Consider the following 23,889-nt stretch of genomic DNA (forward strand, 5'->3'; position numbering starts at 1 on the left):
AAATCTAAGAACTGCTGTCAGCGAGGCTTTACAATGTTTTTCCTGCGTACTGGAATTTGTAAACGGTAAGTCAATCTGTTAAGCTATGACTTTATGTTAAAAGAAGACATACGGAGGAGATTATCTATTGAAAGTAGAAAGGCGAACGATTGAACATATTCCGCATCACGAAAGACACGGAAAGGCCAAAGATTTATTCCCCGTTTGGTTCGGGGCGAATATGCATATAACGACGTTAGTCACAGGCACACTGCCCGTTACAATGGGACTCGATCTCTTTTGGAGTATCGCCGCCATTATTATCGGAACCTTTATCGGCGCAATCTTTATGGCGTCTCATTCCGCACAAGGACCTCAGCTCGGAATTCCGCAAATGATTCAAAGCCGCGCGCAATTCGGCGTGATCGGAGCGATTCTGCCCCTCTTTTTGGTCATGTTTATCTACCTGGGCTTCTTTGCGAGCAGTACGATTCTCGCAGCCGGTACACTGAGCAGCTTTGTACCGATTCCGGCTTCATGGTGTATTATCGGCTTAAGCGCCATCTGTTTTTTACTCACGATCTACGGTCATGATCTGATTCACAAAATGCAGAAAATCCTCTCTTGGACCTCCTTTGCCGTTTTTTTTGCTGCAACGATTCTTATTTTTCAACTGCCGATTCCCTCAGGAAGCTGGGTGCCCGGCTCATTAGATCTGCCTGTTTTCTTAGTGGCGGTCAGCGCGGTGGCCACATGGCAGCTGGCGTATGCGCCATATGTCGCAGATTATTCCCGTTATCTGCCGGTCAAAACACCGGCATCGCATACCTTTTGGTACAGCTACGCAGGTACGTCAGTCAGTTCTATCTGGATGATGCTTCTCGGCGCTATTTTGACGACGGCGCTCCCGGGATTCACTGCTAATGCCGGAAATGAAATTGTCCAATTGTTCGGCCCGTTTTCCTTTATTATGCTGATTATCGTCCTGTTCGGGCAAATGGCTATCAACGTCTTTAATTTATACGGAGCCTTTATGTCAACCACGACCACCCTGGAGCCGTTTTTAAAACTGAAGGTGACGCCGAAAACGAGAGTCGTAATGATCCTTTGTGTGACGGCAGCGGGTACTGTATTAAGTCTCTTGGGTCAAAGCAATTTCATGGAACTGTTTTTAAATTTCATCTTTTTCATCAGTTATTTCTTAATTCCATGGACAGCGATCAACCTCGTGGATTACTATTTTGTCCGCCGCGGAAAATACCACGTCAAGTCGATGTTTGACGTGAATGGACAATACGGCAGGGTCAACTGGATTACAGCGGCCGCCTTCGTTTTGTCGATCATATTAGAAATCCCGTTCATCAATACGTCCTTTTACATCGGGCCGCTCGCAGAAATATTCGGCGGAGGCGACATTGCCTGGGTCGTCGGGCTGGCCGTTCCGTCGCTGTTGTATTATGTTCTGATGAAATCAAGGTTAAAACAAAAAGAGGCGCCTTCCCTATGAAGACGCCTTTTCTTTATTCATATTCCTTCCATACACGCGGCAGCAGTTCGGAAAGTTCGTGCGCCAATAAGGTATGTGCGGAGCGCTCTTTCGTCCATAACTCCGCACATTCGCCGTGAAGGCGGACGGCGTTCAATACGGCATGCTTCGGGTCTTGATGACAGCACAACATACCGAGGATCATTCCCGTCAGCGTGTCGCCGGTCCCGCCTTTTGCAAGCGCGCCGTTTCCGGTTGTATTCCGGCGGCACTCCCCGTCAGGAAAAGCGATAATGGTTTCGTTTCCTTTCAGGACAATCGTGACATGAAGCCGCTCCGCCCATTCCGCGGCATATGCCGCCCTGTTCTGCTGAATCTCTTGAATCGGAAGGCCTGTCATTCTTGAAAATTCGCCGGGATGAGGCGTCAAGATCACCGGGGCTTTCCTTTCCGGATAGGATCTTTTCGTTAAGGCGCCCGCATCCAGTATGACGGGATAATCGGCAGAAAGCAGCTGGTCAGCCGCCTGCTGCACTTCGTCCGTTTGGGGAAGCCCCGGCCCGATGGCCGCGGCCCGGATGGTTTCTTCCGGCTGAGCCGCCGCGGCTTTTTTCCACCCGTCCCGCCAGTACGTCGCTTCCGGCAGCACCGGGACAATGAGCGGGATGACGCCTGCCGATGTACCGATGACGAGCTTACCGACACCGCTTCTCATCGCGCCCAAACCTGCAAGAAGGGCGGCTCCCGGCATGTCATCGCTTCCGGCCAGCAATAACGCCGTCCCGAACGTCCCCTTATGGCTGTCTGCCTCACGCTTCGGCAATGTATCTTTCACATCCCGTTCCGTCCATTCCAGTATGTCCATCTCTGTACCTCCTCTTCTGTCTCTTATTTATATTCCAAACAAGAAGAGATTTTAAACCGCACAAAAAAACAGCCGCACGTTTGCGGCTGTTTATGTTCTGATCGGAACATCAAGACGGTAAAGCTTTCGGTACCGTTCGTTTTCTGCAAGCAGCTCTTGATGGGTTCCTTCCATTTCTGCTTTTCCATTTTCTAAAAAGACGATTTTATCAGCTGTTTCCACACCTGCCAGATGGTGTGTAATCCAGAGGATCGTTTTCTCTTTAAAGACGTCAAAAATCGTATCAAGCAATTCGCGTTCAGTGACCGCATCAAGGCCGACCGTCGGTTCATCAAGAATAATGACCGGCGTATCCTGGAGCAGAATGCGGGCAAGTGCGATCCGCTGACGCTCCCCGCCTGAAAAACGTATCCCCGTCTCCTGCACGGACGTTTCATACCCGTCAGGCAGTGATTCAATATAGTCGTGCAGCTTCACTTGCCGCGCCGCACGCTTAACATCTTCATCACTCGCCTTGCCGTTTCCGAGCCGGATATTGTTCATAATGCTCGTATTAAAAAGATGAGGCTTCTGATTCAAAACGGCTACCGCTGAGGAAATCTGATCCTGCACGGCCGCAGTTTCCAGCCCGTTCAGTGTCACTTTGCCTGAATCGGGAACTAAGGCGCCTTCAATTAAAGCGAGAGAGGTCGACTTACCGGAGCCGCTCCTGCCGAGCAGCGCCATTTTTTCACCCTGGCGGAGAGTGAAGGAAAAGCGGTCAAGCACATGACTGTGCTGATCATAAGAAAATGTCACGTTATCAAACGTCAGTGTCACATCAGTGACATCCAGTTTCTCATCTGACTGCTTCACCTCACGCCCCCGCAGCTCTGGAGCCGCCTTACTCATTCTTCTGATCGAATCCTGATAAGAAGGCACTTCCGTTAGCGCATCCGAAAGGGGCAGAAACGCCTCCGTCAATGGAAATACAACAAGCACAAAGGCCGCGATCATCGTGTTGGCCATACTGCCGTCCGCATACTGACCTGCCGTCCAGAACAGCATGATCAATATGAAGCCGCCGACAAGGCATTGTGCGGCGAGATCGCGCAGCCTCGTAAATCGCTGACGCTTGCTCTCAAGGTCAAACCATGCCTTTTCTTTCTCTTCATAAGAGGAAATAAAGGCGGCCTGACGTCCCGAGAACATCCAGTCGCTCACGCCGAGCACGGCATCGGTCAGCCGGCTGTAGAGCGTATTCCGTCCGCTTTTCAGCCTCATGTTTTTCGCTCTCGTCACAAGAAGCGACACAACCGGAAATAAGACAACCAATACAAACAGATAAATCGCCGCAAGAGCGGCAAACGGCCAGGAAAAAAAGCCGAGCCCGATAACGGATGCCGCATACAGCAGCAAAGCGGAAACCCCGGGGAAAATCGTTTTTAAAAACGCATCCTGCAAATGCTCAATATCCTCAGCCAAAATGCCGAGCATGTCGCCCGTCCGGAAACGGGAAGAGAGCATGAGAGAGGCCGGCTCCAGCATATTGTAAAGCCGCACCCGCATGTCGGACACGATTTTCAAAATGATGTGATGCCCTGTCAGACGCTCGGCATACCGGGAGACTGAACGGGCGATCCCGAAGGTGCGCACGGCCACAATCGGGACGTACACCAGCAGGATATTCTCAGGCCTTGTCGCCGACTTAGAGATCAAAAAACCGGAAGTAAACATGAGAAAGGCCGCCGAAAAAATCGTCACCGCGCCTAAAAAAATCACAAGAACAAACAAACGGGCATTTTGCTTAATATACGGCAGAATCCATTCTTCTTTCCTCATGTTCTTTCCCCCAGTTGCGCCTCTACAAGTTTGGCGTATACGCCTTGTTTCGCCATCAATTCGTCGTGGGTGCCGATTTCCGCTACCGCGCCGTCATCAAGCACGATAATTTCGTCCATTTCAAGCATCCAGTGAAGACGATGAGTGGCCAGAAAAACAAGCTTATTTTCAAACAGGTCTTTCATCGTTTCTTTTATTTCATACTCTGTTTCAATATCAAGGTGAGCGGTCGGCTCATCCAAAAGGAGAATCGGACGGTTTCCTAAAAAGGCTCTGGCCAGCGCGACACGCTGAGCCTGCCCTCCGCTGAGCGCCCGTCCGCCCTCGCCGATCCGGCCGTCAAGACCGCCGGGCAGATCACGGATCAGTTCGGAAAGACCCGCCGATCTAGCGGCCTGCGCCGTTTCCTCACGGGAAGCATCAGGATGATAAAACCGGATATTATTCAAAAGCGTGTCATCAAAAATGTACGGATGCTGCGGAATATAGAGCAGCTGCTTCTGCCAGCCGTCCGACTGCAGATGCGAGCGGGATTCACCGTTAACCTTGATCTCACCGGACGCAGGCTCTAAAAAGCCGCCCAGCACATCAATGAGAGTCGATTTTCCCGCGCCGCTTTCCCCGATAATCCCGATTTTTTTCTTCCCTTTAAAGGACAGATTAAATTCAGACATCGATTCACGGACGGACAAACGCGTAAGCTGTAATTCATCTCCGTCAGTCCACGTATCAAGCTCGAGCGGCTTTTCTTCTTTAAAACCGGGCTGCGCCAAAATCGCCTGAATGGTTTTTCCCGCTTCCTGCCCGTTTAATGTCGCGTGGTAATCATTTCCTACCTCGCGGACCGGGAGAAAGTATTCAGGCGCGAGAATCAGCGCGGTCAATGCCGGACCGAGAAGAATCTGTCCGTCTATCAGCCGCAAGCCGAGGAACACCGCCACTGTCGCCACCGACAGCATCGTGAAGAAATCAAGGGCGAATGATGATAAAAACGCGACCCGGAGCGTGCTCATCGTCGCCTTGCGGTATCTCTCACTGACATGAAAAATATTTTTGCTGTGTGATTTGCTTAATCCTAAAAACCGCAATGTCTCCAGTCCGCGGAGCGAATCCACGAAATGATTGGAAAGCGTCTGATAGGACTTCCATTGGCGATCGGCTTTTTTCTGTGCGACAAGTCCGAGCAGAATCATAAATACAATCAAAATCGGAAGCGCAAGAATCAGAATCAAAGCCGATGTTTTATCCTGAAAAAACACGTAAATGACAACGGCAGCCGGCACGATCGCCATGCTGACCATTTTCGGCAGAAACAGCTCTAAATAGCGGCGGAACTGGCTGATGCCTTCCATCGCCAGCGTCACCATCCGGCCTGTCCCCTCTTTTTTCGCAAAGCGGGGGCCGAGACGGAATATTTGCTCAAGAAATCTTTTTCTTAAGTCTGCGCCGGTTTGCGCGGCATATTGGTACACGATTTTCTGCCGGACCGTTGTCACCGCATGCCGGACCAAAAACGCAAGCAGGAAAAAGCCGATAACCGGATAAAGAGAAGCAATCCGCTTCCCGTTAAATAATCCGGTTACCGCCTGGCTCAGCCATTCCGCCTGCAAGATAATGGCGGCCGTTTGTATGATCGTTAATCCCGTAATGATCGCAAGAATCCGCTTCATTCCTTTATAAAGAAACAGGTCTTTTCCCATTAATAAGTCATAGGCTCCTTATGGCTGACGCGTTTCCGGAAGACATAATAGCTCCAGATCTGACTGCCGATGACAAACGGCAGCAGAGTCAGTGCGACAATTGTCATGACTTTAAGTGAATAATCACCGGAAGACGCGTTAGCTACTGTTAAGTCATACGCGCTTTTCAGCGAGCTGACCATGACGCGCGGGAACAGGGAGATAAAAATCATCGCGACTGTCAAAGCGAGACCCGCGCCGGTCATACCGAATGCCCAGCCGTCTTTTTTCTTGCTCATGAACACAATGGCAAGAACGTTGCAGATGACAATCAGCACGAATATTGGAATCGTGATGTTTGCCCGGCGTGTAAACATATCCGTATCGTATGCAGACATCGCAAAGAAAGCAAGTACAACAAGAAAGATAACACCGATTACGCGTTTTGCCATTTTTCTCGCACGCTCTTGTAAATCACCGATCGTGCGCAGGGTGATAAACATTAAACCGTGCAGGAATGAAAGAAGGGTGACGGCTGCTCCGCCAAGAACGGAATACACGTTCACAATATCTGAAAAACCCGCGTGAATGTTCATGTGTCCGTCAATCGGCACGCCGCGGAACAAGCTTGTAAAGATAAGGCCGAATACAAACGGCGGGATAAGGCTTCCGAAGAAAATCACCCAGTCCCATGTTTTGACCCATTTCAGATTGTTCACTTGCCCGCGGAATTCAAATGCCACGCCGCGGCCCATCAAGGCAAGAAGAATGATGATAAACGGAATGTAATATCCGCTGAGCATCGTTGCATACCAGTTCGGGAATGCTGCGAAAATCGCTCCCGTACCTGTGATCAGCCACACCTCATTCGCATCCCAGAACGGGCCGATGGTGTTAACCAGCACTCTGCGTTCTAATTCATTATGGCCAAGAAATCGGGTCGAAATGCCGACACCGAAATCAAAACCTTCTAAAAAGAAAAATCCGACAAACAAAATCGAAACGAGTATAAACCAAAGATCATGAAGTGACCCCATGGTAGACCTCCTGACTGAACGGATCTGTTGATACAGGGACATCCTTGTGATCATCATGGTCCGCACCTTTTTTAATTTCACGAACGAATAGGAAAACAAGCAGCGCGCCTAAAATCAAGTACATGACGCCGAAGCTGATAATTGAAAACAGCAGAGATCCTGTCGTTACGTTAGGCGAAACGGATTGTGCGGTCGTCAATTGCCCCATGACCGTCCACGGCTGGCGCCCGATTTCAGTCATAATCCATCCGGCAGAGTTCGCAATGAACGGGAATGCGATCAGTGCGATCATGCCCCGTAAATACCACTTGCTTGTATGAAGCTTTTTGCGGCGGTTCAGAATAAAGCCGGCAATCGCGGCGAAAATCATAAGCGCGCCTGCACCCGCCATGATGCGGAAGCTCCAGAACGTCGTTTTAACAGGCGGGATATAGTCGCCTTTTCCGTACGTTTTTTCGTATTCTTTTTGAAGAGTTTTCATCCCTTTAACACTGCCGCTGAACTTCTGATAAGCCAAGTAGCTGAGTGCGTAAGGAATTGAAATTTCTGATGTGTTTTTTTCTTTATTCGTATCAATGTTCGCAAAAGCCGTCCATGCGGCAGGATCACCGCTGTCATCCCAAAGCGCTTCACTGGCGGCCATTTTCATCGGCTGTGATTCCATTAAATGCTCAGCCTGCATATGTCCGCTGAACGCAACGCCGATACCGGCGATCAGACCGACAATCATTGAAAGCTTGAAAGATTTATGGAAGAAAGGCACTTCTTTTTTCTTCAATAATTTATATGCGCTGACACCGGCGATAAAGAAAGCACCAGTTGCAAGCGCCCCGAAAATGACGTGAGGGAATTCAACCCAAAGCTGAGGGTTTGTCAAAAGCGCCCCGAAATCATTCATTTCCGCGCGGCCATTTTTAATCGCAAAGCCGACCGGCTCCTGCATGAATGAGTTTGCCGTCAAAATCCAGAAAGATGACATAATCGTCCCGAAGGATACAAGCCAAATGCAAAGCAAATGCACTTTTTTAGATAAACGGTCCCAGCCGAAAATCCATAATCCGATAAAAATAGATTCCATAAAAAACGCCAAAAGCGCTTCAACCGCAAGCGGAGCTCCAAATACGTCTCCGACAAAACGAGAATAATCAGACCAGTTCAATCCAAACTGGAATTCCTGAAGAATCCCTGTGACGACGCCGACAGCAAAGTTAATTAAAAAGAGATGTCCCCAAAATTTAGCCATTTTGAGATAGGTCTCTTGTTTTTTGACAACATAAAGCGTCTCCATCAAAGCAACCATAAACACAAGCCCGATAGACATAGGCACAAACAGGAAGTGAAACAATGTTGTAGATGCAAATTGTATGCGGGCTAAAACCAACTCACTCATGATGTTTTTCCTCCAATCTGGTAAATTGCTCAACATTTCACAAACACGACAAAACCATTGCTCGGTATTTCACAAGAAATGATATATTTGCTCAATGTTTCACAAATTTGTCAAAACTAATGAATTATCAGCCTGCACTCCCTAGGGGGCAGCTGCTGTCATAGAAATGATTCAATATCATTACTTTACAACGATTCCGCCTAAAAAAAAAGATCGATATACCTAAAAATAGGCTGAAATTGTGACCGATTAATGTCGAATTTGTAGAGATTTTATGTCGGCACCTAGGATTTTTGTCCCTTCCATATCGTACCTCTTTTTTATTCGTGTGGCGAACAAAATGCTTTATTCAGCGAGAAAGGCCGCCATATCGCCTTTTTGAGAAAGAAAATGAGAGGAAAGTAAGTTTTCTAGTAAATTCTTAATATATGAACAATTTAAATTTTTTAGTATACTTTAAATGGGGATATTTTTCACTACATAACGACTGGGGGAACAAGCATGGGAGAACTTCAACCAAATTTGCAAACGGATTCACTCCAAAAACAGCAACGGACTGATAATTGGTTTGCCAGAGCAATGAATATAAGAATCGGCATTATTCCTCTTCCTATCTATATCCTGCTCTTCTTGCTTATTACGGTGTTTGTCATGAAACACGATGTAAAAAGCGACATCCTGACATCGATTGCGGTCATGAGTTTTTTTGGATTTACCTTCGGCCAGATCGGAAAATCCATTCCGATCGTGCGTTCCATCGGCGGCCCTGCGATCCTCGCAACCTTTATTCCGTCCGCTGTCGTCTACTACCATCTGCTTCCGAAAGACATTATTACATCAACAACAAAATTCACGGAAAACTCTAACTTTCTCTATCTATTTATTGCCGGTATCGTCGTCGGCAGTATTCTGGGAATGAAAAGAGAGACTCTCGTCAAGGCTTTCGTCAAGATTTTCATTCCGCTGATTGCCGGTTCGATCGCGGCCGCCATCGTCGGCTTATGCGTCGGGACGCTGCTCGGGCTCGGTTTTCAGCACACACTGCTTTATATTGTCGTCCCGATTATGGCGGGAGGTGTCGGCGAGGGCGCGATTCCTTTATCCATCGGCTACTCCGATATGATGCCGATGTCCCAGGGAGACGCCTTTGCGCTTGTGCTGCCGTCCATCATGCTCGGCAGCCTGTGCGCCATTATGTTATCGGGTTTGCTGAACGTCATCGGGAAACGCAGGCCGGAATGGACGGGCAACGGGAAGGTTGATAAGTCTGATCAATCCGCTCCTGTATTGGAACAGCCGGCCAATGACAATGCGTTTAATCTGTCTTTTTTCGCTTCGGGGGGGATTTTAGCGGTTTCCCTGTATTTAGTCGGCATGCTGGCGCATGATTTCTTTCAGCTTCCGGCTCCTGTCGTGATGCTCGTCCTTGCCGTGCTTATTAAGCTGTTCAGGCTGGCGCCGGCCTCGATTGAAAACGGAGCTTTCGGCGTTTCGCGTTTTTTCTCGACGGCCGTGACCTATCCGCTCTTATTTGCGATCGGCGTTTCAATGACACCGTGGGACAAACTGATTGCGGCTTTTAATATCAGCAATATCATTACCATTTTATCCATAGTCATTACGATGATAGCCGTCGGTTTTCTGACCGGTAAATGGCTGAATCTGTACCCGATTGAGACGGCGGTCATCAATGCCTGCCATTCCGGTCAGGGCGGCACAGGCGACGTCGCGATCTTAAGCGCCGCTGAACGGCTTGAGCTTATGCCGTTTGCCCAAGTGTCGACCAGAATCGGCGGGGCGATTACCGTGAGCGTCACCCTCCTGTTGCTTCATCAATTCTATTAAACGGAAAAAAGCCTCCGCCATATGCGGAGGCTCTGTTATTTCATCACATTTTGGATATAAGAGCCGAATGCCGTACCGGACATGCCCGGCGATACACGGACACGGTGAAGCGAGTAAAGCCCCTGATCTCTCGATGCCGCTCCCGGCTCCGTCGTGACCGCCATACGGTAGCCTGCAGCAGCTGCGGCTTTTAAAGTTTCCTTATTATATCGTCCGACAGGGTAACTGATTACAGACGTCCGCTGCCCGAACATTTGGTCAAATAAACGCTTAGAGTCCGCCATTTCGCGTCGCTGCTGCTGAGGCGTGAGCCCGTTCAATTCGAGATGGTTCATCGTATGGCTTTGAATGGAAATGCCGTGTGCGGCCATCTCCTTCATCTGCTTCTCAGTCAGGTGATTTTTATGTCCGATAAAGTTACCGATCATGAAGATGGTCGCTTTCATCTTATATTTCTTTAAAATGGGATACGCCGCTTTCACATTGTCGGTATAGCCGTCATCAAATGTGATCAGCACGCATTTTTCACGCGGCTCTCTATCCTCCGTCAGCATCAGATAGGCTTCTTCCGGAGTCATCGTATAATAGCCGTGATCATGAAGCCACTTCATATGCTGCTGAAATTCTTCCTTCGGCACACGCAGGCTGTTTCCCTCAGAAATGCTGTGGTACATCAGAATCGGCAGTCTCGCCGTTCCTTTCGTTTTAACCCAGGCGGACGTATCCGGCTCCTTTTTGATTTGGCGCTTTACAGACTTTTCATCGTGGTGCGCTTCTGCCTTCGGAATGCTCTCTTCGGCACTTGCCTCATGGTCCGAACAGGCGGCAAGCGTTAACAGAGCAGCCAAAAGGCACATGCACGTAATCATGCGTTTCATGGTTTTCCTGCTTTCTGTCTACTATTTACTTTTTATATCGGTCGACGGGCAAAAATTGTTACATCAAAAAAGCCGGACATTCAGCTGTCCGGCTTTGCGTCATGAGCGGATTCTGATTTCTGTTTCACTGTCGAAAAAATGAGCTTTATTCATGTCGAAAGCGACAGTCAATTCCTCACCGGCATGAATGTCATGGCGGGCATCAATCCGGGCGATAAAATCCTGATCCCCGATCCGGGAATAAACCATAATTTCTGACCCGAGCAATTCCGCGACATTGATTTTAGCTGTGATGGATGAATTCTTATAGGATTCTACCACAATCAGCTCGTCATGTATGTCTTCCGGGCGGATGCCGAAGATCACATCTTTACCGGCATAGCCTTTTTCCCGGAGCATTTTCATTTTCCCTTCCGGCACGCTGAGAGCGGCTGAACCGATCTGAATAGCGCCGTCAGTCAGCTTTCCTTTAAAAAAGTTCATCGCGGGGGAGCCGATGAACCCGCCGACAAAAACGTTTTCCGGATGTTCATAGACTTCTTTCGGCGTGCCGATCTGCTGAATCTTCCCATCCTTCATGACTACAATGCGTGTCGCCATCGTCAGCGCCTCTGTTTGGTCGTGCGTCACATAGATCGTAGTTGTTTGCAGTCTTTGATGGAGCTTAATAATTTCAGCCCGCATCTGCACCCGAAGCTTTGCATCCAGATTTGACAGCGGCTCATCCATTAAAAACACTTTGGCGTCCCTGACGATCGCCCGTCCTAATGCAACACGCTGCCGCTGCCCGCCGGAGAGCGCCTTCGGTTTGCGGTGCAGATACTCTGTGAGCCCCAGCATTTTCGCTGCTTCTTCGACCCGTTTTTTAATCTCCGGTTTCGGCATCTTTCTCAGCTTCAGACCGAAAGCGATATTATCATAGACCGTCATATGCGGATACAGCGCATAGTTTTGGAACACCATGGCGATATCCCTGTCTTTAGGAGCGATATCATTCACCCTCGTGTCTCCGATATAAAAATCGCCCTTCGAGATGTCTTCCAGCCCGGCAACCATCCGCAATGTTGTCGACTTTCCGCATCCCGACGGACCGACAAACACGATAAACTCTTTATCTTTAATATGAAGGTTAAAATCATCGACAGCCGCTTCTTTTTGATCGTAATACTTATAAATATGCTCGAGCCGAAGTTCCGCCATGTATATCCCCCTTTATTTGTAAACGCTTTCTTAAATAGGATTGTAACAGCCTCCGGCGGCGGCGTGTATAGGCAATGTTCATAAAAAAAGCCGGCAGCCTTCGTGCACATTTCCCATTTACTGTGATTTTTCATACTGCAGGCAAATGAAATAAGCCAGCAGGGCGCCCCGATATGTCTTAATATCAATACCTGAGCGTTCCGCAAATTTATCAATCCGATATTGAAGACTGTTGCGGTGCAAATGCAGTTTTTTCGATGTGAGCGACATGTTTGAGTTATGTTCAATAAAAGTCTGAATCGTATGCTTCAGCCCCGGTTCTTTCTGAAACAGCAACACAGCCTCTTCGTGAAGCAATGCAGAGAGCTTATCTCGGCTTTCTTCCGAGAGCATGGCCGGAAATACCGTTTCCGCGGTCAGCGTGCTCAGCTGCGGGAGATGACGCCTTCCAATCTGAAAATATTGCTGTTCCCTCCGATAATGAAGGCGCAGACGTTCCCCGGCACCGTAATACCTCCCGATGAAGAAACGGACACTGAAATAAAAATCGCATTCAGAAACCTTCACAAAAGATGCGATATCACCCGGATCAGGGGCTTCAAGCTTTTCTTCCTCTACAATCACGCCCTGATCCCTTCCCGTCCGGACAACCATATACGGAATCGGCCAGAAATAGCGCAACGCTTCCGTAAACGCCCCCCAGTTCCGTTCCCCCATTAAGTCATAATGAATAAAACGGACACGAAACTCTTTGACGTCAGGAACCGGACCCTCTTCCAGCAGAAAACGCCGCCACCTCTTTGCTTCCGCCGTCTCTGCAAAAAAAACGCCTTTCTCTTCAGCAGGTGTCAAAAACGATTCCAGAAGCAGTTTCTCCTTCGGGGTGATATCCTCCTTCGGAATGGCGACATAGACCCGCCTCTTCTCATCATAAAAACAAAAGACATCCTCTGCCGCACAGCACGTATCAGACAGCACAGCCCTCGGGTAAATTGCCAATAACGGGTTCATATGCGCTCCTCTCTATCGCTCTATTATATTTTCAGTATAAAACGTCCGGCGGGTTGTATCTACTTCATTTTAGAAACAGCTTTCCGGCTATTTCCCGGGAAACGGATCATTACCGTTTCTCCCCGGTATATAAAAAACCCTCCGCACCGGCAGAGGGATCTTTTTTATTTAGAGATATCGACGAATCCTTCACCAAAGACGTCTCGCACATCATGAACAATGACAAACGCCTTTGTATCACAGCTTTTAATAATTTTCTTGAGCATGGAGAGCTCTTGTTTCTGGATGACGATATATAAAATTTCTTTCGACTGCCCCGTGTAATTCCCTTTACCCGACAGCAGCGTCACCCCTCTGTCCATAAGCGTGTTGACCTGCTCAGCGATTTCGTGCTTATGCTCAGATATGATCGTCACCGCTTTTTTCGTATTCAGCCCTTCAATGATAAAGTCCATCACCTTCGTTCCGATGTACAGCATCACAATGGTAAACATCATTTTTTCCGCACCGATGATGAAATAAGAACTGAAGACGACAATCAGATCAAAGAACAAAAGCGCATAGCTGATATTCCAATCGAGATATTTGTTCGCAATCCTCGCCAAAATGGCAGATCCCGCAGTCGTGCCTCCGACTCGGATAATGATTCCGATTCCGACACCGGCAAACACGCCCGCAAAAATAGTATTAATAATGAGTTCATGTGACGGCGAGTGCCAGTCATGCGTCAGATGCAGAAACAGCGAGTTGGCGACAACGGTAATGATCGTATAAAGCGTTGTTTTACCGTCTAAAAACTTATATCCGATGATCAATAAGATCCCGTTCAAAATGATATTCGTCACCCCGGGCGACCATTCAAACACATAATACAAGATCAAGGTAATCCCCGTTACCCCGCCCTCTCCAAGATCATTCGGAATGGCGAATAAATTAACGGCCAATGCGAAGATAAAAGCCCCAATCATCAGCATCAGCACATCCAGCAACCTCTTTTTCATCCCAGACACTCCCTTTTTATAAAATCAAAAAAGCCCGGGAGAGCACTCTTCATCAAAAGAGCAGAAACTCCCGGGCTTTTATCCCACCGTGTCACAGCAAAAAACCTGCTGTGTGTTTTCTCTCGGTCCAGACCAATTCAGCATTGCGGAACCCTAGAAAACCACTGTTTTTTATGTTCAGTTTTTGTATTTCTTTCAAAATTATACGGGAAATCACGAGCATGTTCAACCACTCTTTTTTCCATAAACCTATGAAAAATTCGAACGACCTGCCGATACTAATAAAGGCCCTTAAAATATATGACTAAAAAATCATCAAAATACTATTTTTCTCAAAATTGTATTGACTATAGGTTATTTTACAGGCATTATAGTATGTAGTTTTCAAGAAATAGTTTACATAGGAGGAAATATTATGGCAGGCAACTTAGTGTCTTGTAAGGCATGCGGCAAAGAAATCGCTAAAGGCGTTAAAAAATGCCCAAACTGCGGTAAAGATCAGAGAAACTTTTTTATGAGACATAAAATCATCACATTGCTTCTGGCAGTAGTGGTTATTATCATTCTCGTAAATCTCGGCGGCGGAGGCGGATCTTCATCATCTAAAACTGCGTCCTCAAAAGCGGCGGAGTCCAAGGAAAAACTGTATAACATCGGTGACACTGTTAAAACTGAAAAAACAGAAGTGACTCTTACAAAAGTAGAAAAAAGAGACTCAGTAGGGACACAATATATTGAGAAAAAAGCATCTGACGGCGGCGTTATCGTAGCTGTACAATACACAGTTAAAAATGTGTCAAACAAGCCGTTAAGCTCTTTCTCCATTCCGAGCGTGAAATTAGTAGATTCTAAAGGAACTTCCTATGATCCGGATATTGACGCTTCATCGACTTATGCAACGGAAACAAAAGTGAACAACAGTAAAATTTTAAGTGACTTGAACCCGAACATTAAGGTCACTGGAGTGAAAGCCTTTGAAGTTGATAAAGACGCATACTCTAAAGGCACTTGGAAAATAAAATTCAGCAACGATGTTGAAGTAAAAGTTAAATAATGATCATAACAAAAGAGACCTCCACCATTTGAAGGTCTCTTTCCTTTTACACCTTTTGATACCCGTTCACATTGGAGGACTGCCACTTCCAAGAGTCGGCGCACATTTCTTCAAGGTCTCGCTTTGCTTCCCAGCCTAATTCTGCCTTCGCTTTTGCCGGGTCTGCGAAGCATGCGGCAATGTCTCCCGGGCGCCGGTCGGCAAAACGGTACGGCACTTCTTTTCCCGATACTTTTTCAAACGCCTTGACCATCTCAAGAACGCTGTAGCCTCTTCCCGTGCCGAGATTATAGGCGTCGGCGCCCGTTGTGTCCAGCACCTTTTCAAGCGCTCTGACGTGGCCCTCGGCAAGGTCAACGACATGGATGTAATCCCGCACGCCGGTGCCGTCCTTTGTCGGATAATCATTGCCGAACACCTGCAATTGCTCAAGCTTGCCGACAGCGACTTGGGCGACGTACGGCATTAAATTATTCGGGATGCCGTTCGGGTCTTCTCCGATCCGGCCGCTCGGATGCGCGCCGAACGGATTAAAGTAGCGGAGCAGCGCAATGCTCCATTCAGGGTCCGCCTTATGCAGATCGCGCAAAATCTGTTCCAGCATCAGCTTGGTCTGCCCGTAAGGATTGGTCGCACTTAACGGAAAATCTTCGGTGATCGGCGTTGTTTCCGGAACGCCGTAAACCGTCGCTGATGAGCTGAAGACGATTTTTTTCACACCGTGTGCCTGCATGGCTTCACATAAAATAAACGTCCCCGTCAGATTATTATGATAATAACGGAGCGGAACAGCCACAGACTCACCGACCGCTTTTAAACCCGCAAAATGAATGACGGCTTCAATCTCATTTGCAGCAAACACCCGGTGAACGGCGTCACGGTCAAGGAGATCCGCTTCATAAAACACAAGCCCTTTTCCGGTAATGTCTTTCACACGCTCCAATGCTTCCGGTGAACTATTTGACAGATTATCCAGAACCACGATGTCATAGCCGCTGTTTAACAGCTCGACACATGTGTGGCTTCCGATATAACCCGCTCCGCCTGTCACTAAAATCGCCATGAAGAAAGCCTCCCTATTGAATGAATTGACCATATTATATCGGTTTTTTCTTCCTCTATCATCCATTTTCAGAAAGTTTAATCGTTTAGTCATTGTTTCTTCATATTTTGTTTTCATTCGCGTAATTCAAACGGGTTGTGAAATAGAAATCCTTCCCCCGCACATGGTAAGATAAGACAAAGGAGATGACGGTATGAAAAACGAAATCATTGAACGCTTTACTTCTTATGTAAAAGTCGATACACAGTCTGACGAAAACAATGAAAACTGCCCATCCACCCCCGGACAGCTCACATTGGCCAACATGCTGGCAGATGAATTAAAGTCGATCGGCATGAAAGAAATCACAGTCGATGACAATGGATACGTCATGGCGACTCTTCCGGCAAATACGGATAAAGACGTGCCGACGATCGGTTTTCTGGCCCACGTAGATACAGCGACTGATTTCACCGGAAAAAATGTGAATCCTCAGATTATTGAAAGCTATGACGGACATGATATCGTTCTGAATGACAAACTCAACGTCATCCTGTCGCCTGAGCAGTTCCCGGAGCTTTCCCGCTATAAAGGCCAGACGCTGATTACAACCGACGGCACGACGCTGCTCGGAGCCGACAACAAAGCGGGCATTGCCGAAATCATGACGGCAATGGCGTACTTGATCAAACATCCGGACATCAAACACGGGACGATCCGGGTCGCATTCACGCCGGATGAAGAAATCGGCAGAGGGCCTCACAAATTCGATGTCGGCCGCTTCAACGCCGCATTCGCCTACACGATAGACGGAGGCCCCCTCGGAGAACTGCAATATGAAAGCTTTAATGCAGCCTCCGCAAAGCTTACTTGTTACGGAAAAAGCGTTCACCCCGGAACGGCGAAAAACAAAATGGTCAACGCTTCAAAAATCGCGATGGAATTTCATCACGCGCTGCCGAAAGAAGAAGCGCCGGAATATACGGAAGGGTATGAAGGCTTCTATCACTTAAATTCAATGAACGGAGACGTTTCTGAAGCCGCCCTGTCGTACATCATCAGAGACTTTGACAGAGACCGCTTTACAGAACGAAAAGAATTTATGCAGAAAACCGCCGACGCGCTTGCGGCTAAATACGGCAAGGAAAGCATCAAGCTTGAACTGCATGATCAATATTACAACATGAGAGAAAAAATCGAACCGGTCAAAGAAATTGTCGACATCGCCTATCAAGCCATGAAAAACCTCGGCATCGAACCAATTATCGAACCGATCCGGGGCGGAACTGACGGATCACAGCTCTCTTACATGGGACTGCCGACACCGAACATCTTCACGGGCGGCGAAAACTTCCACGGAAAATATGAATACATTTCCGTCGACCATATGGAAAAGGCGGTAAACGTCATTATTGAGATCGCCAGACTGTTTGAAGAACGCGCGTAAAACCAAAGCTCCCTGCTTTGGTTTTTTTCTTTCACATGAAACCTTTCCTTCTTTCTTTCCGTATATAAGGTATGAAATGGAAAGAAGGAGTGAAGACTATGGCAAGAGGCACTGTAGCAAATGAATTAAAAAAAACCTTAAAAGACCCCCGCGTTCTGGAGACGAAATCGAACCCTTTTAAAAAGCTGCGGAAAATGTTCAGACGATTTTTTGTGAGATAACATCTCGTTTTCTTACAAAAAATAAGGAAAGCGCTATCAAATCATAATCTTCCGTTAGAAGCAGTTATTTTGCATATCGCAGGATTTTTTAGGGTACTGAATAACACAAGGCAAACGAAAACACTGTATTAGTTAATTCGGCACTGTCAAAAAATAGTCGAAAAGTTATATAAACGATCATCACTTAGCAGCCGATACAATCTATAGAACCACAACAAGAGCAAAATCAACCGCAGATCATAGTCATTTTTACGGAAAATGTCTTTATTTTTTAAAAAAGTGACAATTGTTTGAATACTTTTCGTTTGTTTTTTCGTACAATAATAATACCAAAACTTTTTTTGGGAGGTATGTAAAATGATGCTACTTATTTTTGCTGCTTTGACAGGATACCTGGTTTTCTCTTTCAGTAAGGACAACCGCCGGAAAACGCCAAAGACAAGCCCGCTGGTGACAGCTGCCGACACGAATAACATCATTGATTTAAATGCGATCCGTCAGAAACGCCGGATGCCGCTATCATAAAAACGACAGCTGCCGCAAAATCGGCAGCCTTTTTTTGTGCACCCCTCCAATATGAAACCATCCGTCTCCTTTTTACGTACAACATAAAAAAGGAGTTTTTTTATGTATCATTTTTATATCAAAGAGCGGATGTTTACGTTTAAGAATCGGTTTCAAGTGTTTCTTGAAAGCGGAAAAGAAGTCTACAATGTTGAAGGAAAGCTGTTTTCTTTCGGTGATGAATTGAAGCTGACTGATTTGGACGGCCGCACGCTCGCCAGCGTCAGTCAGAAACTGATGTCGCTCGTTCCCCGTTACGAAATTTCCGTCGGCGGCAAGCCTGTATGCCAAGTCATCAAGAAAATGACGTTTTTCAAACCGAAATTTGAAATTTCCGGAGTCGGCTGGGATATTACCGGCGATGTGTGGGGACGGAATTTTCAAGTGACAGACGGGAAATCAAACCGGATGACCGTCACCAAATCATGGATGAGCTGGGGCGATTCTTATCATTTGGAGATTGAAAATGAAGAGGATATTGTTCTTTGTCTTGCGATCGCAATCGTAATAGATATGATTCTATTTGAGGGTGATAAATAAAAATATTTATCGAAATATATTGACAATATAAGATAATATACTAAGATTAAGAGTATTACAGTTTATTCTGAAAAATAGCATATTTCCTTATCAAGAGAGGTGGAGGGACTGGCCCTATGATACCCGGCAACCGCTGTTCAGCAGAATGGTGCTAAATCCTGAAGATAAGGTTGAGATTTGCGGACGCAAGCTCTTCCCTATCCAAGGGAAGAGCTTTTTATATTTCATTGAGGAAAGAAGGAATCGTTCATGTCACAGCAAAACACAGAACAACCATTGCACACTCTTCTTAGAAAAAACCCGCCGTTTCGCGCGGATCAGGTCGGAAGCCTGCTCCGGCCGGCGGCTGTGAAGCAAGCCCGCCTGCAAAGAGCGGCGGGTGAGATTTCGGCAGAACAGCTGCGCGAAATCGAAAACCAAGAAATCATCCGCAGCGTGAAAAAGCAGAAAGAAACCGGCCTCAATGTCGTGACTGACGGCGAATTCCGCCGGGCCTGGTGGCATTTTGATTTTCTCGAAAACTTAGACGGCGTCGAAGCGTTTACGCCAGATAGCGGCATTCAGTTTCACAATGTACAGACGAAAGCGCGCGGCATTAAAGTAACGGGAGATATTGATTTTTCTCAGCATCCGATGCTCGAAGATTATAAATTTCTTCACAGCATTGCCGGCGATGCTGTTCCAAAAATGACGATTCCAAGCCCGAATATGCTGTTTTTCCGCGGAAAATTGGAAAAAGCAGCGTATCAGAATGATTACAAACAATTTCAGCATGATGTTTCAAAGGCGTATAAAAAAGCGATTCAAGCTTTCTATAACGCCGGATGCCGCTATCTTCAGCTCGATGACACCGCATGGGCCGTTTTCTTATCGGAAGCGGGGCTTCGCCAGATTGAAGCATTCGGAACGACGCCGGATGAGCTGCGCAGGCTGTTCGCAGCTTCTATTAATGACGCCATTAAGGATCGTCCTGCCGACTTGAAGGTTACGATGCATATCTGCCGCGGCAACTTCCAGTCCACATGGACGGCTGAAGGCGGATATGATGCGGCGGCGGAAACGATTTTTGACGGGCTTGACCTTGACGGATTGTTCTTGGAATATGATGATTCCCGCTCCGGCGGCTTTGAACCGCTCCGTTATGTCAAACGCTCTGATCTTCAGCTTGTGCTCGGTTTGATTACGTCGAAACACGGCGATCTCGAAGACAAGGACGCGGTTAAACGCCGGATTGAAGAAGCTTCTCAATATGTCAGCCTGGATCAGCTTTGCCTCAGCCCGCAATGCGGATTCGCTTCCACTGAGGAAGGAAACCTGATCACAGAAGAACAGCAATGGGCAAAACTGCGCCATGTCGTCGACATCGCCGGTGAAGTCTGGAAATAAAAAAAAGACACGCTATAAGCGTGTCTTTTCCGTTTTACAGCGGATCGGTCCCGATTAAAACTTCGATATCTATCGTGATATCAGCCGCTTTTCGGCCGATAAACCGCTGAATGCTTTCTTCAGTACATTTCCATGTTAAGGGCGTCATTTTCACAAGCCATTCAAGATCAGGCTGCGATAACGTCTTCGTGTAACGCAGCCGTTTGCGATCAAAGGTTTGAAAGCCCGCTTGGAAACGGCAGGCCGCTGAATCGGCGGTGTCATTCCGCCGGGGACTGTCTCCGGGAAAGAATTCCCTTACTTCCTTCAAATAATCACGCCGCGGCACCGCTTTAATGACTGTGCCGCCCTTTCGTAAAAGCCTGCTGCATTCTTTATAATTCCAAGGTGATAAAACAGACATCACGACATCAAAACGGCTGTCGGCAAACGGCGCATCCGCCACATCAGCGACGGCAAAAACCATTTGATCCCCGAAGCCCTTTGCCGCATGCAGCACACCTTCTTTCGAGAGATCAATGCCGATTCCCGTCACAGAAAAAGCGGGCTGCAGCAATCGGCATACGGCGGCTAAATGAGAGCCCTCTCCGCATCCCGCATCCAATACCGCCGCCTGTTTTTGCGGAGATTGCGTACGGCTGATGATGCCGGCGATCTCTTTTTGAACCGGCGCAAAAAACTCCCGGCTGTCAAAAAGCTCGCGTCTCGCTTCAAACAGCTGCCTGTCATAGCGTGTTTTGACCGCTTTATTGAGGAAATTCACATATCCTTGTTTTGATATATCAAATGTATGCCCGTTTGCGCATATCAAGCTTTGATTTTGGGAGACCGCCATGGCCGTACGGCATAGCGGACATCTGAATACGGACTGGCATGATTGCAGTAATTCCGCGCGTTTTCTTTTCATCGACGCCAAAAAAACACCTCATTCATTCGTTATTTTGATGAAATGAAAAAGGCATAGACAAATAAACCTTGCCAAATTGGAAGGTTTAACCTATTTATCTATACCTCTCATTATCTGTAACGAATGAACTGGATGATCACGAAAATGACCCCTTTTCTGCCGCCTTTTGAAGGCTGTGCCCTCAGATCCATTTTACCAGCTGCATCCAGTCTTTACAATGAACCGGAACGGATTTCAGGGGCGTTTTATACCTTTATTATCCAATTACTTTTACATATCCTTTATTTTCTTTATTTATAATATAAATTTATTATTTTGAAAATATCTAAAAAGGTTGATTTTCAAAAATTGAAACGATAAAATACTGCTATCTCATGTAATATCGTTATTCTTGTATATGATCAGTAATATGGTCTGATTGTTTCTACCTAGTGCCGTAAAAGACTAGACTACAAGAAAGTTTGCATAAATTTGAACGAGTGAAAAGCATATGATGCTGTCAGTCTATTCTTTTCTTTTGGCTCTTATTTATCACACTTTCTGGCTTTCAGGAATTTGTGACGAATAAGAGCTTTTTTTATTTCCATAATACCCTTATAGGAGTTGCTCACATGTACTTTTTATTGAACATTGTCGGTCTCATTGTTGTCATGGCTGTTGTTTTCTTATGCTCTCCCAACAAGAAGAAGATTAAATGGCGCCCGATTGTCATGCTCCTCGTCTTTGAGTTTCTGATTACTTGGTTTATGTTAGGGACAAAAGTCGGCGGCTTTGTCATCGGGAAGATCGGCGCGTTCTTTACATGGCTGATTTCCTGCGCCAGTCAAGGGATTGCGTTCGCTTTTCCGTCTGTCATGGCCAATCCGACGGTTGATTTTTTCTTCAGCGCATTGCTGCCGATTATCTTCGTCGTGACCTTCTTTGATATGCTGTCGTATTTCGGTATTCTGCCGTGGCTCATTGATAAAATCGGCTGGCTGATTTCTAAAATATCCCGTCTGCCGAAGCTGGAGAGCTTTTTCTCCATTCAGATGATGTTTTTAGGAAATACGGAAGCCTTAGCCGTCATCCGCCAGCAGCTTGCCGCCGTCAACAACAACCGGCTTCTTACATTCGGGCTGATGAGCATGAGCAGCATCAGCGGCTCGATCATCGGATCGTACTTGACGATGGTTCCGTCCACTTATGTGTTTACAGCCATCCTGCTGAATTGCTTAAACGCGCTTTTAATCGCAAATATGCTGAATCCCGTTGACGTTTCTAAAGAGGACGATATCATTTACGTACCTTCAAAAGCGGAGAAAAAAGACTTCTTCTCTACGATTTCTAACAGTATGCTTGTCGGCATGAACATGGTGATTGTCATCTTAGCAATGGTAATCGGATATGTGGCGTTAACGGCCGCATTAAACGGCGTGCTCGGACTGTTCGTGCACGGTTTGACCATTCAAAAGATTTTCTCATACATTTTCAGTCCATTTGCCTTCCTTCTCGGATTAGGCGTACATGACGCGATGTATGTCGCACAGCTGATGGGCATCAAGCTCGCGACGAACGAGTTTGTGGCGATGGCCGATCTGAAAGGGCATCTGAATTCACTTCCGCCGCACACGATTGCCGTGGCGACGACATTCCTGACATCATTCGCAAACTTCAGCACCATCGGTATGATCTACGGATCTTATCAATCTCTGCTTGATGGTGAAAAATCAGCCATCATCGGGAAAAACGTCTGGAAGCTGCTTGTCAGCGGAATTGCCGTTTCCTTATTGAGCGCGGCGATTGTCGGATTGTTTGTCTGGTAAAAGAAAAAAGCGATACCGCCCCGTTCTGGAGTGATATCGCTTTTTTTTATTGATAGACGGATGCAGGCACGAAGACGTCCCGGATTCCTGCCGCATACGGCCCGAGATCGTATTGTCCGAACACAACGGCAATGCCGTTTTTCGTAAAGAAGAAAGGTCTTTCGTTGTTCAGGGTGATCTCCTGTTTTTTGAAGTCCTGATCGAACAGATCGTCATGTTTCTTGATGTAGCCGTAAAGATAGTCTCTCGTTTTATTACCTTTCGTTTTCGTATTCAGCACATCTTGGAGTGTGACCCGTTTTTTTGCGGCCAGGTCGTAATTAAAGGTCTGAACGGATGTCAGCCCGTGTGCGCCGCCTGTGTAAATGTAGTTTTCCGTCAGAATGCTGAGCTTGCCGTCTTGATTATACTTCACCTTGAAGTCTGCTTGGTATTCCGCTTTATAGCCTTGTTTCTCACCGTCTTGTTTGTTTTTCACATATTCTTTGTACGAGTTTTCAATATAGCGTTTGAAGTCCTGATTGATTTTCTTTTCAAAAGATGCGTTTCCCGTATTTGTGACCTCGGGGTATGTCAGCTGCTTTACATGCTTATACGTATGGCTTTTGACAACGGGCTTTGCGGTTTGTGCAGCTTCGGCTGAAGGGGTGAAACCTCCGAACGGCGCGGCTGTCAGCACTGCCAAAAGCACGGCCGCCATCATTTTGAATGTCTTTTTCATCACAACTCCT

General features: G+C 47.0%; 20 protein-coding genes and 3 riboswitches. Of the genes, 8 read left to right on the forward strand and 12 right to left on the reverse strand.

Annotation, left to right across the window (positions count from 1 at the left end):
- Nucleotides 1-127: 127 nt before the first annotated feature.
- Entirely contained in the window at nucleotides 128-1,486 is a 1,359-nt protein-coding gene (locus ABDB98_RS18410; RefSeq protein WP_438420921.1) for a purine-cytosine permease family protein, read from the forward strand.
- Nucleotides 1,487-1,499: 13 nt separating this feature from the next.
- On the opposite strand, the gene ABDB98_RS18415 is transcribed toward ABDB98_RS18410, so the two are convergent.
- The 5 genes from ABDB98_RS18415 to ABDB98_RS18435 all read right to left on the reverse strand — a co-directional run bounded on the left by ABDB98_RS18415 (nucleotide 1,500) and on the right by ABDB98_RS18435 (nucleotide 8,257).
- The gene (locus ABDB98_RS18415; RefSeq protein ID WP_438420922.1) at nucleotides 1,500-2,330 is read right to left on the reverse strand and encodes an NAD(P)H-hydrate dehydratase; all 831 of its coding nucleotides are present in this window, start codon (nucleotides 2,328-2,330) and stop codon (nucleotides 1,500-1,502) included.
- A gap of 90 nt (nucleotides 2,331-2,420) precedes the next feature.
- Nucleotides 2,421-4,151 carry a thiol reductant ABC exporter subunit CydC gene (cydC, locus tag ABDB98_RS18420; protein ID WP_438420923.1) on the reverse strand — a complete coding sequence of 577 codons (1,731 nt, stop codon included), beginning with the start codon at nucleotides 4,149-4,151 and terminating at the stop codon, nucleotides 2,421-2,423.
- Nucleotides 4,148-5,851, reverse strand: coding sequence for a thiol reductant ABC exporter subunit CydD (gene cydD, locus ABDB98_RS18425; protein ID WP_438420924.1), 1,704 nt, complete (start codon nucleotides 5,849-5,851; stop codon nucleotides 4,148-4,150). Before cydD ends, cydC begins: the two co-directional genes overlap by 4 nt.
- Nucleotides 5,851-6,867 (reverse strand): cytochrome d ubiquinol oxidase subunit II, encoded by a 1,017-nt coding sequence (gene cydB, locus ABDB98_RS18430; RefSeq protein WP_060963936.1) that lies wholly within the window; start codon nucleotides 6,865-6,867, stop codon nucleotides 5,851-5,853. Before cydB ends, cydD begins: the two co-directional genes overlap by 1 nt.
- Nucleotides 6,851-8,257 carry a cytochrome ubiquinol oxidase subunit I gene (locus ABDB98_RS18435; protein WP_016937474.1) on the reverse strand — a complete coding sequence of 469 codons (1,407 nt, stop codon included), beginning with the start codon at nucleotides 8,255-8,257 and terminating at the stop codon, nucleotides 6,851-6,853. Before ABDB98_RS18435 ends, cydB begins: the two co-directional genes overlap by 17 nt.
- Nucleotides 8,258-8,758: 501 nt before the next feature.
- Between ABDB98_RS18435 and ABDB98_RS18440 the strand changes: the two genes are divergently transcribed.
- A complete protein-coding gene (locus tag ABDB98_RS18440) occupies nucleotides 8,759-10,102 on the forward strand; it encodes a 2-hydroxycarboxylate transporter family protein (RefSeq protein ID WP_438420925.1) in 1,344 nt (447 codons plus the stop codon).
- Nucleotides 10,103-10,137: 35 nt separating this feature from the next.
- Here the strand turns inward: ABDB98_RS18440 and ABDB98_RS18445 are convergent, their stop codons facing one another.
- From ABDB98_RS18445 to ABDB98_RS18460, 4 genes are all read right to left on the reverse strand, one after another.
- Nucleotides 10,138-10,980, reverse strand: a complete 843-nt coding sequence (locus ABDB98_RS18445; protein ID WP_438420926.1) for a polysaccharide deacetylase family protein — start codon at nucleotides 10,978-10,980, stop codon at nucleotides 10,138-10,140.
- Between the two features lie 99 nt (nucleotides 10,981-11,079).
- Nucleotides 11,080-12,180, reverse strand: coding sequence for an ABC transporter ATP-binding protein (locus tag ABDB98_RS18450; RefSeq protein ID WP_047475985.1), 1,101 nt, complete (start codon nucleotides 12,178-12,180; stop codon nucleotides 11,080-11,082).
- A 117-nt stretch (nucleotides 12,181-12,297) separates the two neighbouring features.
- Nucleotides 12,298-13,191, reverse strand: coding sequence for a PucR family transcriptional regulator (locus ABDB98_RS18455; RefSeq protein ID WP_438420927.1), 894 nt, complete (start codon nucleotides 13,189-13,191; stop codon nucleotides 12,298-12,300).
- 164 nt (nucleotides 13,192-13,355) lie between these two features.
- Nucleotides 13,356-14,192 carry a YitT family protein gene (locus ABDB98_RS18460; RefSeq protein WP_016937469.1) on the reverse strand — a complete coding sequence of 279 codons (837 nt, stop codon included), beginning with the start codon at nucleotides 14,190-14,192 and terminating at the stop codon, nucleotides 13,356-13,358.
- 65 nt (nucleotides 14,193-14,257) lie between these two features.
- Nucleotides 14,258-14,360, reverse strand: a riboswitch (guanidine-I (ykkC/yxkD leader).
- Between the two features lie 346 nt (nucleotides 14,361-14,706).
- Here ABDB98_RS18460 and ABDB98_RS18465 point away from each other — a divergent pair.
- Complete coding sequence (locus ABDB98_RS18465) at nucleotides 14,707-15,246, forward strand: DUF4352 domain-containing protein (RefSeq protein WP_438422177.1); 540 nt, start codon at nucleotides 14,707-14,709, stop codon at nucleotides 15,244-15,246.
- Between the two features lie 46 nt (nucleotides 15,247-15,292).
- On the opposite strand, the gene galE is transcribed toward ABDB98_RS18465, so the two are convergent.
- Complete coding sequence (gene galE, locus ABDB98_RS18470; RefSeq protein ID WP_438420928.1) at nucleotides 15,293-16,309, reverse strand: UDP-glucose 4-epimerase GalE; 1,017 nt, start codon at nucleotides 16,307-16,309, stop codon at nucleotides 15,293-15,295.
- A 193-nt stretch (nucleotides 16,310-16,502) separates the two neighbouring features.
- On the opposite strand from galE, the gene pepT reads away from it, so the two are divergent.
- The 4 genes from pepT (at nucleotide 16,503) to ABDB98_RS18490 (ending at nucleotide 20,446) form a co-directional block, all read left to right on the forward strand.
- Nucleotides 16,503-17,735, forward strand: a complete 1,233-nt coding sequence (gene pepT / locus ABDB98_RS18475; protein ID WP_438420929.1) for a peptidase T — start codon at nucleotides 16,503-16,505, stop codon at nucleotides 17,733-17,735.
- Nucleotides 17,736-18,313: 578 nt separating this feature from the next.
- The gene (locus ABDB98_RS18480; RefSeq protein WP_003150808.1) at nucleotides 18,314-18,481 is read left to right on the forward strand and encodes a hypothetical protein; all 168 of its coding nucleotides are present in this window, start codon (nucleotides 18,314-18,316) and stop codon (nucleotides 18,479-18,481) included.
- Nucleotides 18,482-18,583: 102 nt separating this feature from the next.
- Complete coding sequence (locus ABDB98_RS18485) at nucleotides 18,584-19,060, forward strand: LURP-one-related/scramblase family protein (RefSeq protein ID WP_438420930.1); 477 nt, start codon at nucleotides 18,584-18,586, stop codon at nucleotides 19,058-19,060.
- Between the two features lie 84 nt (nucleotides 19,061-19,144).
- A riboswitch (SAM riboswitch) is annotated at nucleotides 19,145-19,231 on the forward strand.
- 78 nt (nucleotides 19,232-19,309) lie between these two features.
- A complete protein-coding gene (locus tag ABDB98_RS18490) occupies nucleotides 19,310-20,446 on the forward strand; it encodes a 5-methyltetrahydropteroyltriglutamate--homocysteine S-methyltransferase (RefSeq protein ID WP_438420931.1) in 1,137 nt (378 codons plus the stop codon).
- Nucleotides 20,447-20,480: 34 nt separating this feature from the next.
- Here the strand turns inward: ABDB98_RS18490 and ABDB98_RS18495 are convergent, their stop codons facing one another.
- Nucleotides 20,481-21,362: a putative RNA methyltransferase gene (locus ABDB98_RS18495; RefSeq protein WP_438420932.1), complete on the reverse strand. Its 882-nt coding sequence runs from the start codon at nucleotides 21,360-21,362 to the stop codon at nucleotides 20,481-20,483.
- Between the two features lie 362 nt (nucleotides 21,363-21,724).
- Nucleotides 21,725-21,825: riboswitch (purine riboswitch) on the forward strand.
- A gap of 139 nt (nucleotides 21,826-21,964) precedes the next feature.
- Here ABDB98_RS18495 and ABDB98_RS18500 point away from each other — a divergent pair.
- Nucleotides 21,965-23,158 (forward strand): NupC/NupG family nucleoside CNT transporter, encoded by a 1,194-nt coding sequence (locus ABDB98_RS18500; RefSeq protein ID WP_060963925.1) that lies wholly within the window; start codon nucleotides 21,965-21,967, stop codon nucleotides 23,156-23,158.
- Nucleotides 23,159-23,204: 46 nt separating this feature from the next.
- Here ABDB98_RS18500 and ABDB98_RS18505 read toward each other — a convergent pair whose 3' ends face one another.
- Entirely contained in the window at nucleotides 23,205-23,879 is a 675-nt protein-coding gene (locus ABDB98_RS18505) for a DUF3298 and DUF4163 domain-containing protein (RefSeq protein ID WP_438420933.1), read from the reverse strand.
- Between the last annotated feature and the right edge of the window lie 10 nt (nucleotides 23,880-23,889).

The sequence above is a fragment of the Bacillus siamensis genome, assembly GCF_051628075.1.
GTDB classification, from domain to species: Bacteria; Bacillota; Bacilli; order Bacillales; family Bacillaceae; genus Bacillus; species Bacillus siamensis.

Coding starts and splice junctions, on each gene's coding strand:
- ABDB98_RS18480 (WP_003150808.1), top strand. CDS start 18,314: ATGATGCTACTTATTTTTGCTGCTTTGACAGGATACCTGGTTTTCTCT.
- ABDB98_RS18460 (WP_016937469.1), bottom strand. CDS start 14,192: ATGAAAAAGAGGTTGCTGGATGTGCTGATGCTGATGATTGGGGCTTTT.
- cydD (WP_438420924.1), bottom strand. CDS start 5,851: ATGGGAAAAGACCTGTTTCTTTATAAAGGAATGAAGCGGATTCTTGCG.
- cydB (WP_060963936.1), bottom strand. CDS start 6,867: ATGGGGTCACTTCATGATCTTTGGTTTATACTCGTTTCGATTTTGTTT.
- ABDB98_RS18490 (WP_438420931.1), top strand. CDS start 19,310: ATGTCACAGCAAAACACAGAACAACCATTGCACACTCTTCTTAGAAAA.
- ABDB98_RS18500 (WP_060963925.1), top strand. CDS start 21,965: ATGTACTTTTTATTGAACATTGTCGGTCTCATTGTTGTCATGGCTGTT.
- ABDB98_RS18465 (WP_438422177.1), top strand. CDS start 14,707: ATGAGACATAAAATCATCACATTGCTTCTGGCAGTAGTGGTTATTATC.
- ABDB98_RS18445 (WP_438420926.1), bottom strand. CDS start 10,980: ATGAAACGCATGATTACGTGCATGTGCCTTTTGGCTGCTCTGTTAACG.
- galE (WP_438420928.1), bottom strand. CDS start 16,309: ATGGCGATTTTAGTGACAGGCGGAGCGGGTTATATCGGAAGCCACACA.
- cydC (WP_438420923.1), bottom strand. CDS start 4,151: ATGAGGAAAGAAGAATGGATTCTGCCGTATATTAAGCAAAATGCCCGT.
- pepT (WP_438420929.1), top strand. CDS start 16,503: ATGAAAAACGAAATCATTGAACGCTTTACTTCTTATGTAAAAGTCGAT.
- ABDB98_RS18505 (WP_438420933.1), bottom strand. CDS start 23,879: ATGAAAAAGACATTCAAAATGATGGCGGCCGTGCTTTTGGCAGTGCTG.
- ABDB98_RS18440 (WP_438420925.1), top strand. CDS start 8,759: ATGGGAGAACTTCAACCAAATTTGCAAACGGATTCACTCCAAAAACAG.
- ABDB98_RS18485 (WP_438420930.1), top strand. CDS start 18,584: ATGTATCATTTTTATATCAAAGAGCGGATGTTTACGTTTAAGAATCGG.
- ABDB98_RS18450 (WP_047475985.1), bottom strand. CDS start 12,180: ATGGCGGAACTTCGGCTCGAGCATATTTATAAGTATTACGATCAAAAA.
- ABDB98_RS18415 (WP_438420922.1), bottom strand. CDS start 2,330: ATGGACATACTGGAATGGACGGAACGGGATGTGAAAGATACATTGCCG.
- ABDB98_RS18455 (WP_438420927.1), bottom strand. CDS start 13,191: ATGAACCCGTTATTGGCAATTTACCCGAGGGCTGTGCTGTCTGATACG.
- ABDB98_RS18435 (WP_016937474.1), bottom strand. CDS start 8,257: ATGAGTGAGTTGGTTTTAGCCCGCATACAATTTGCATCTACAACATTG.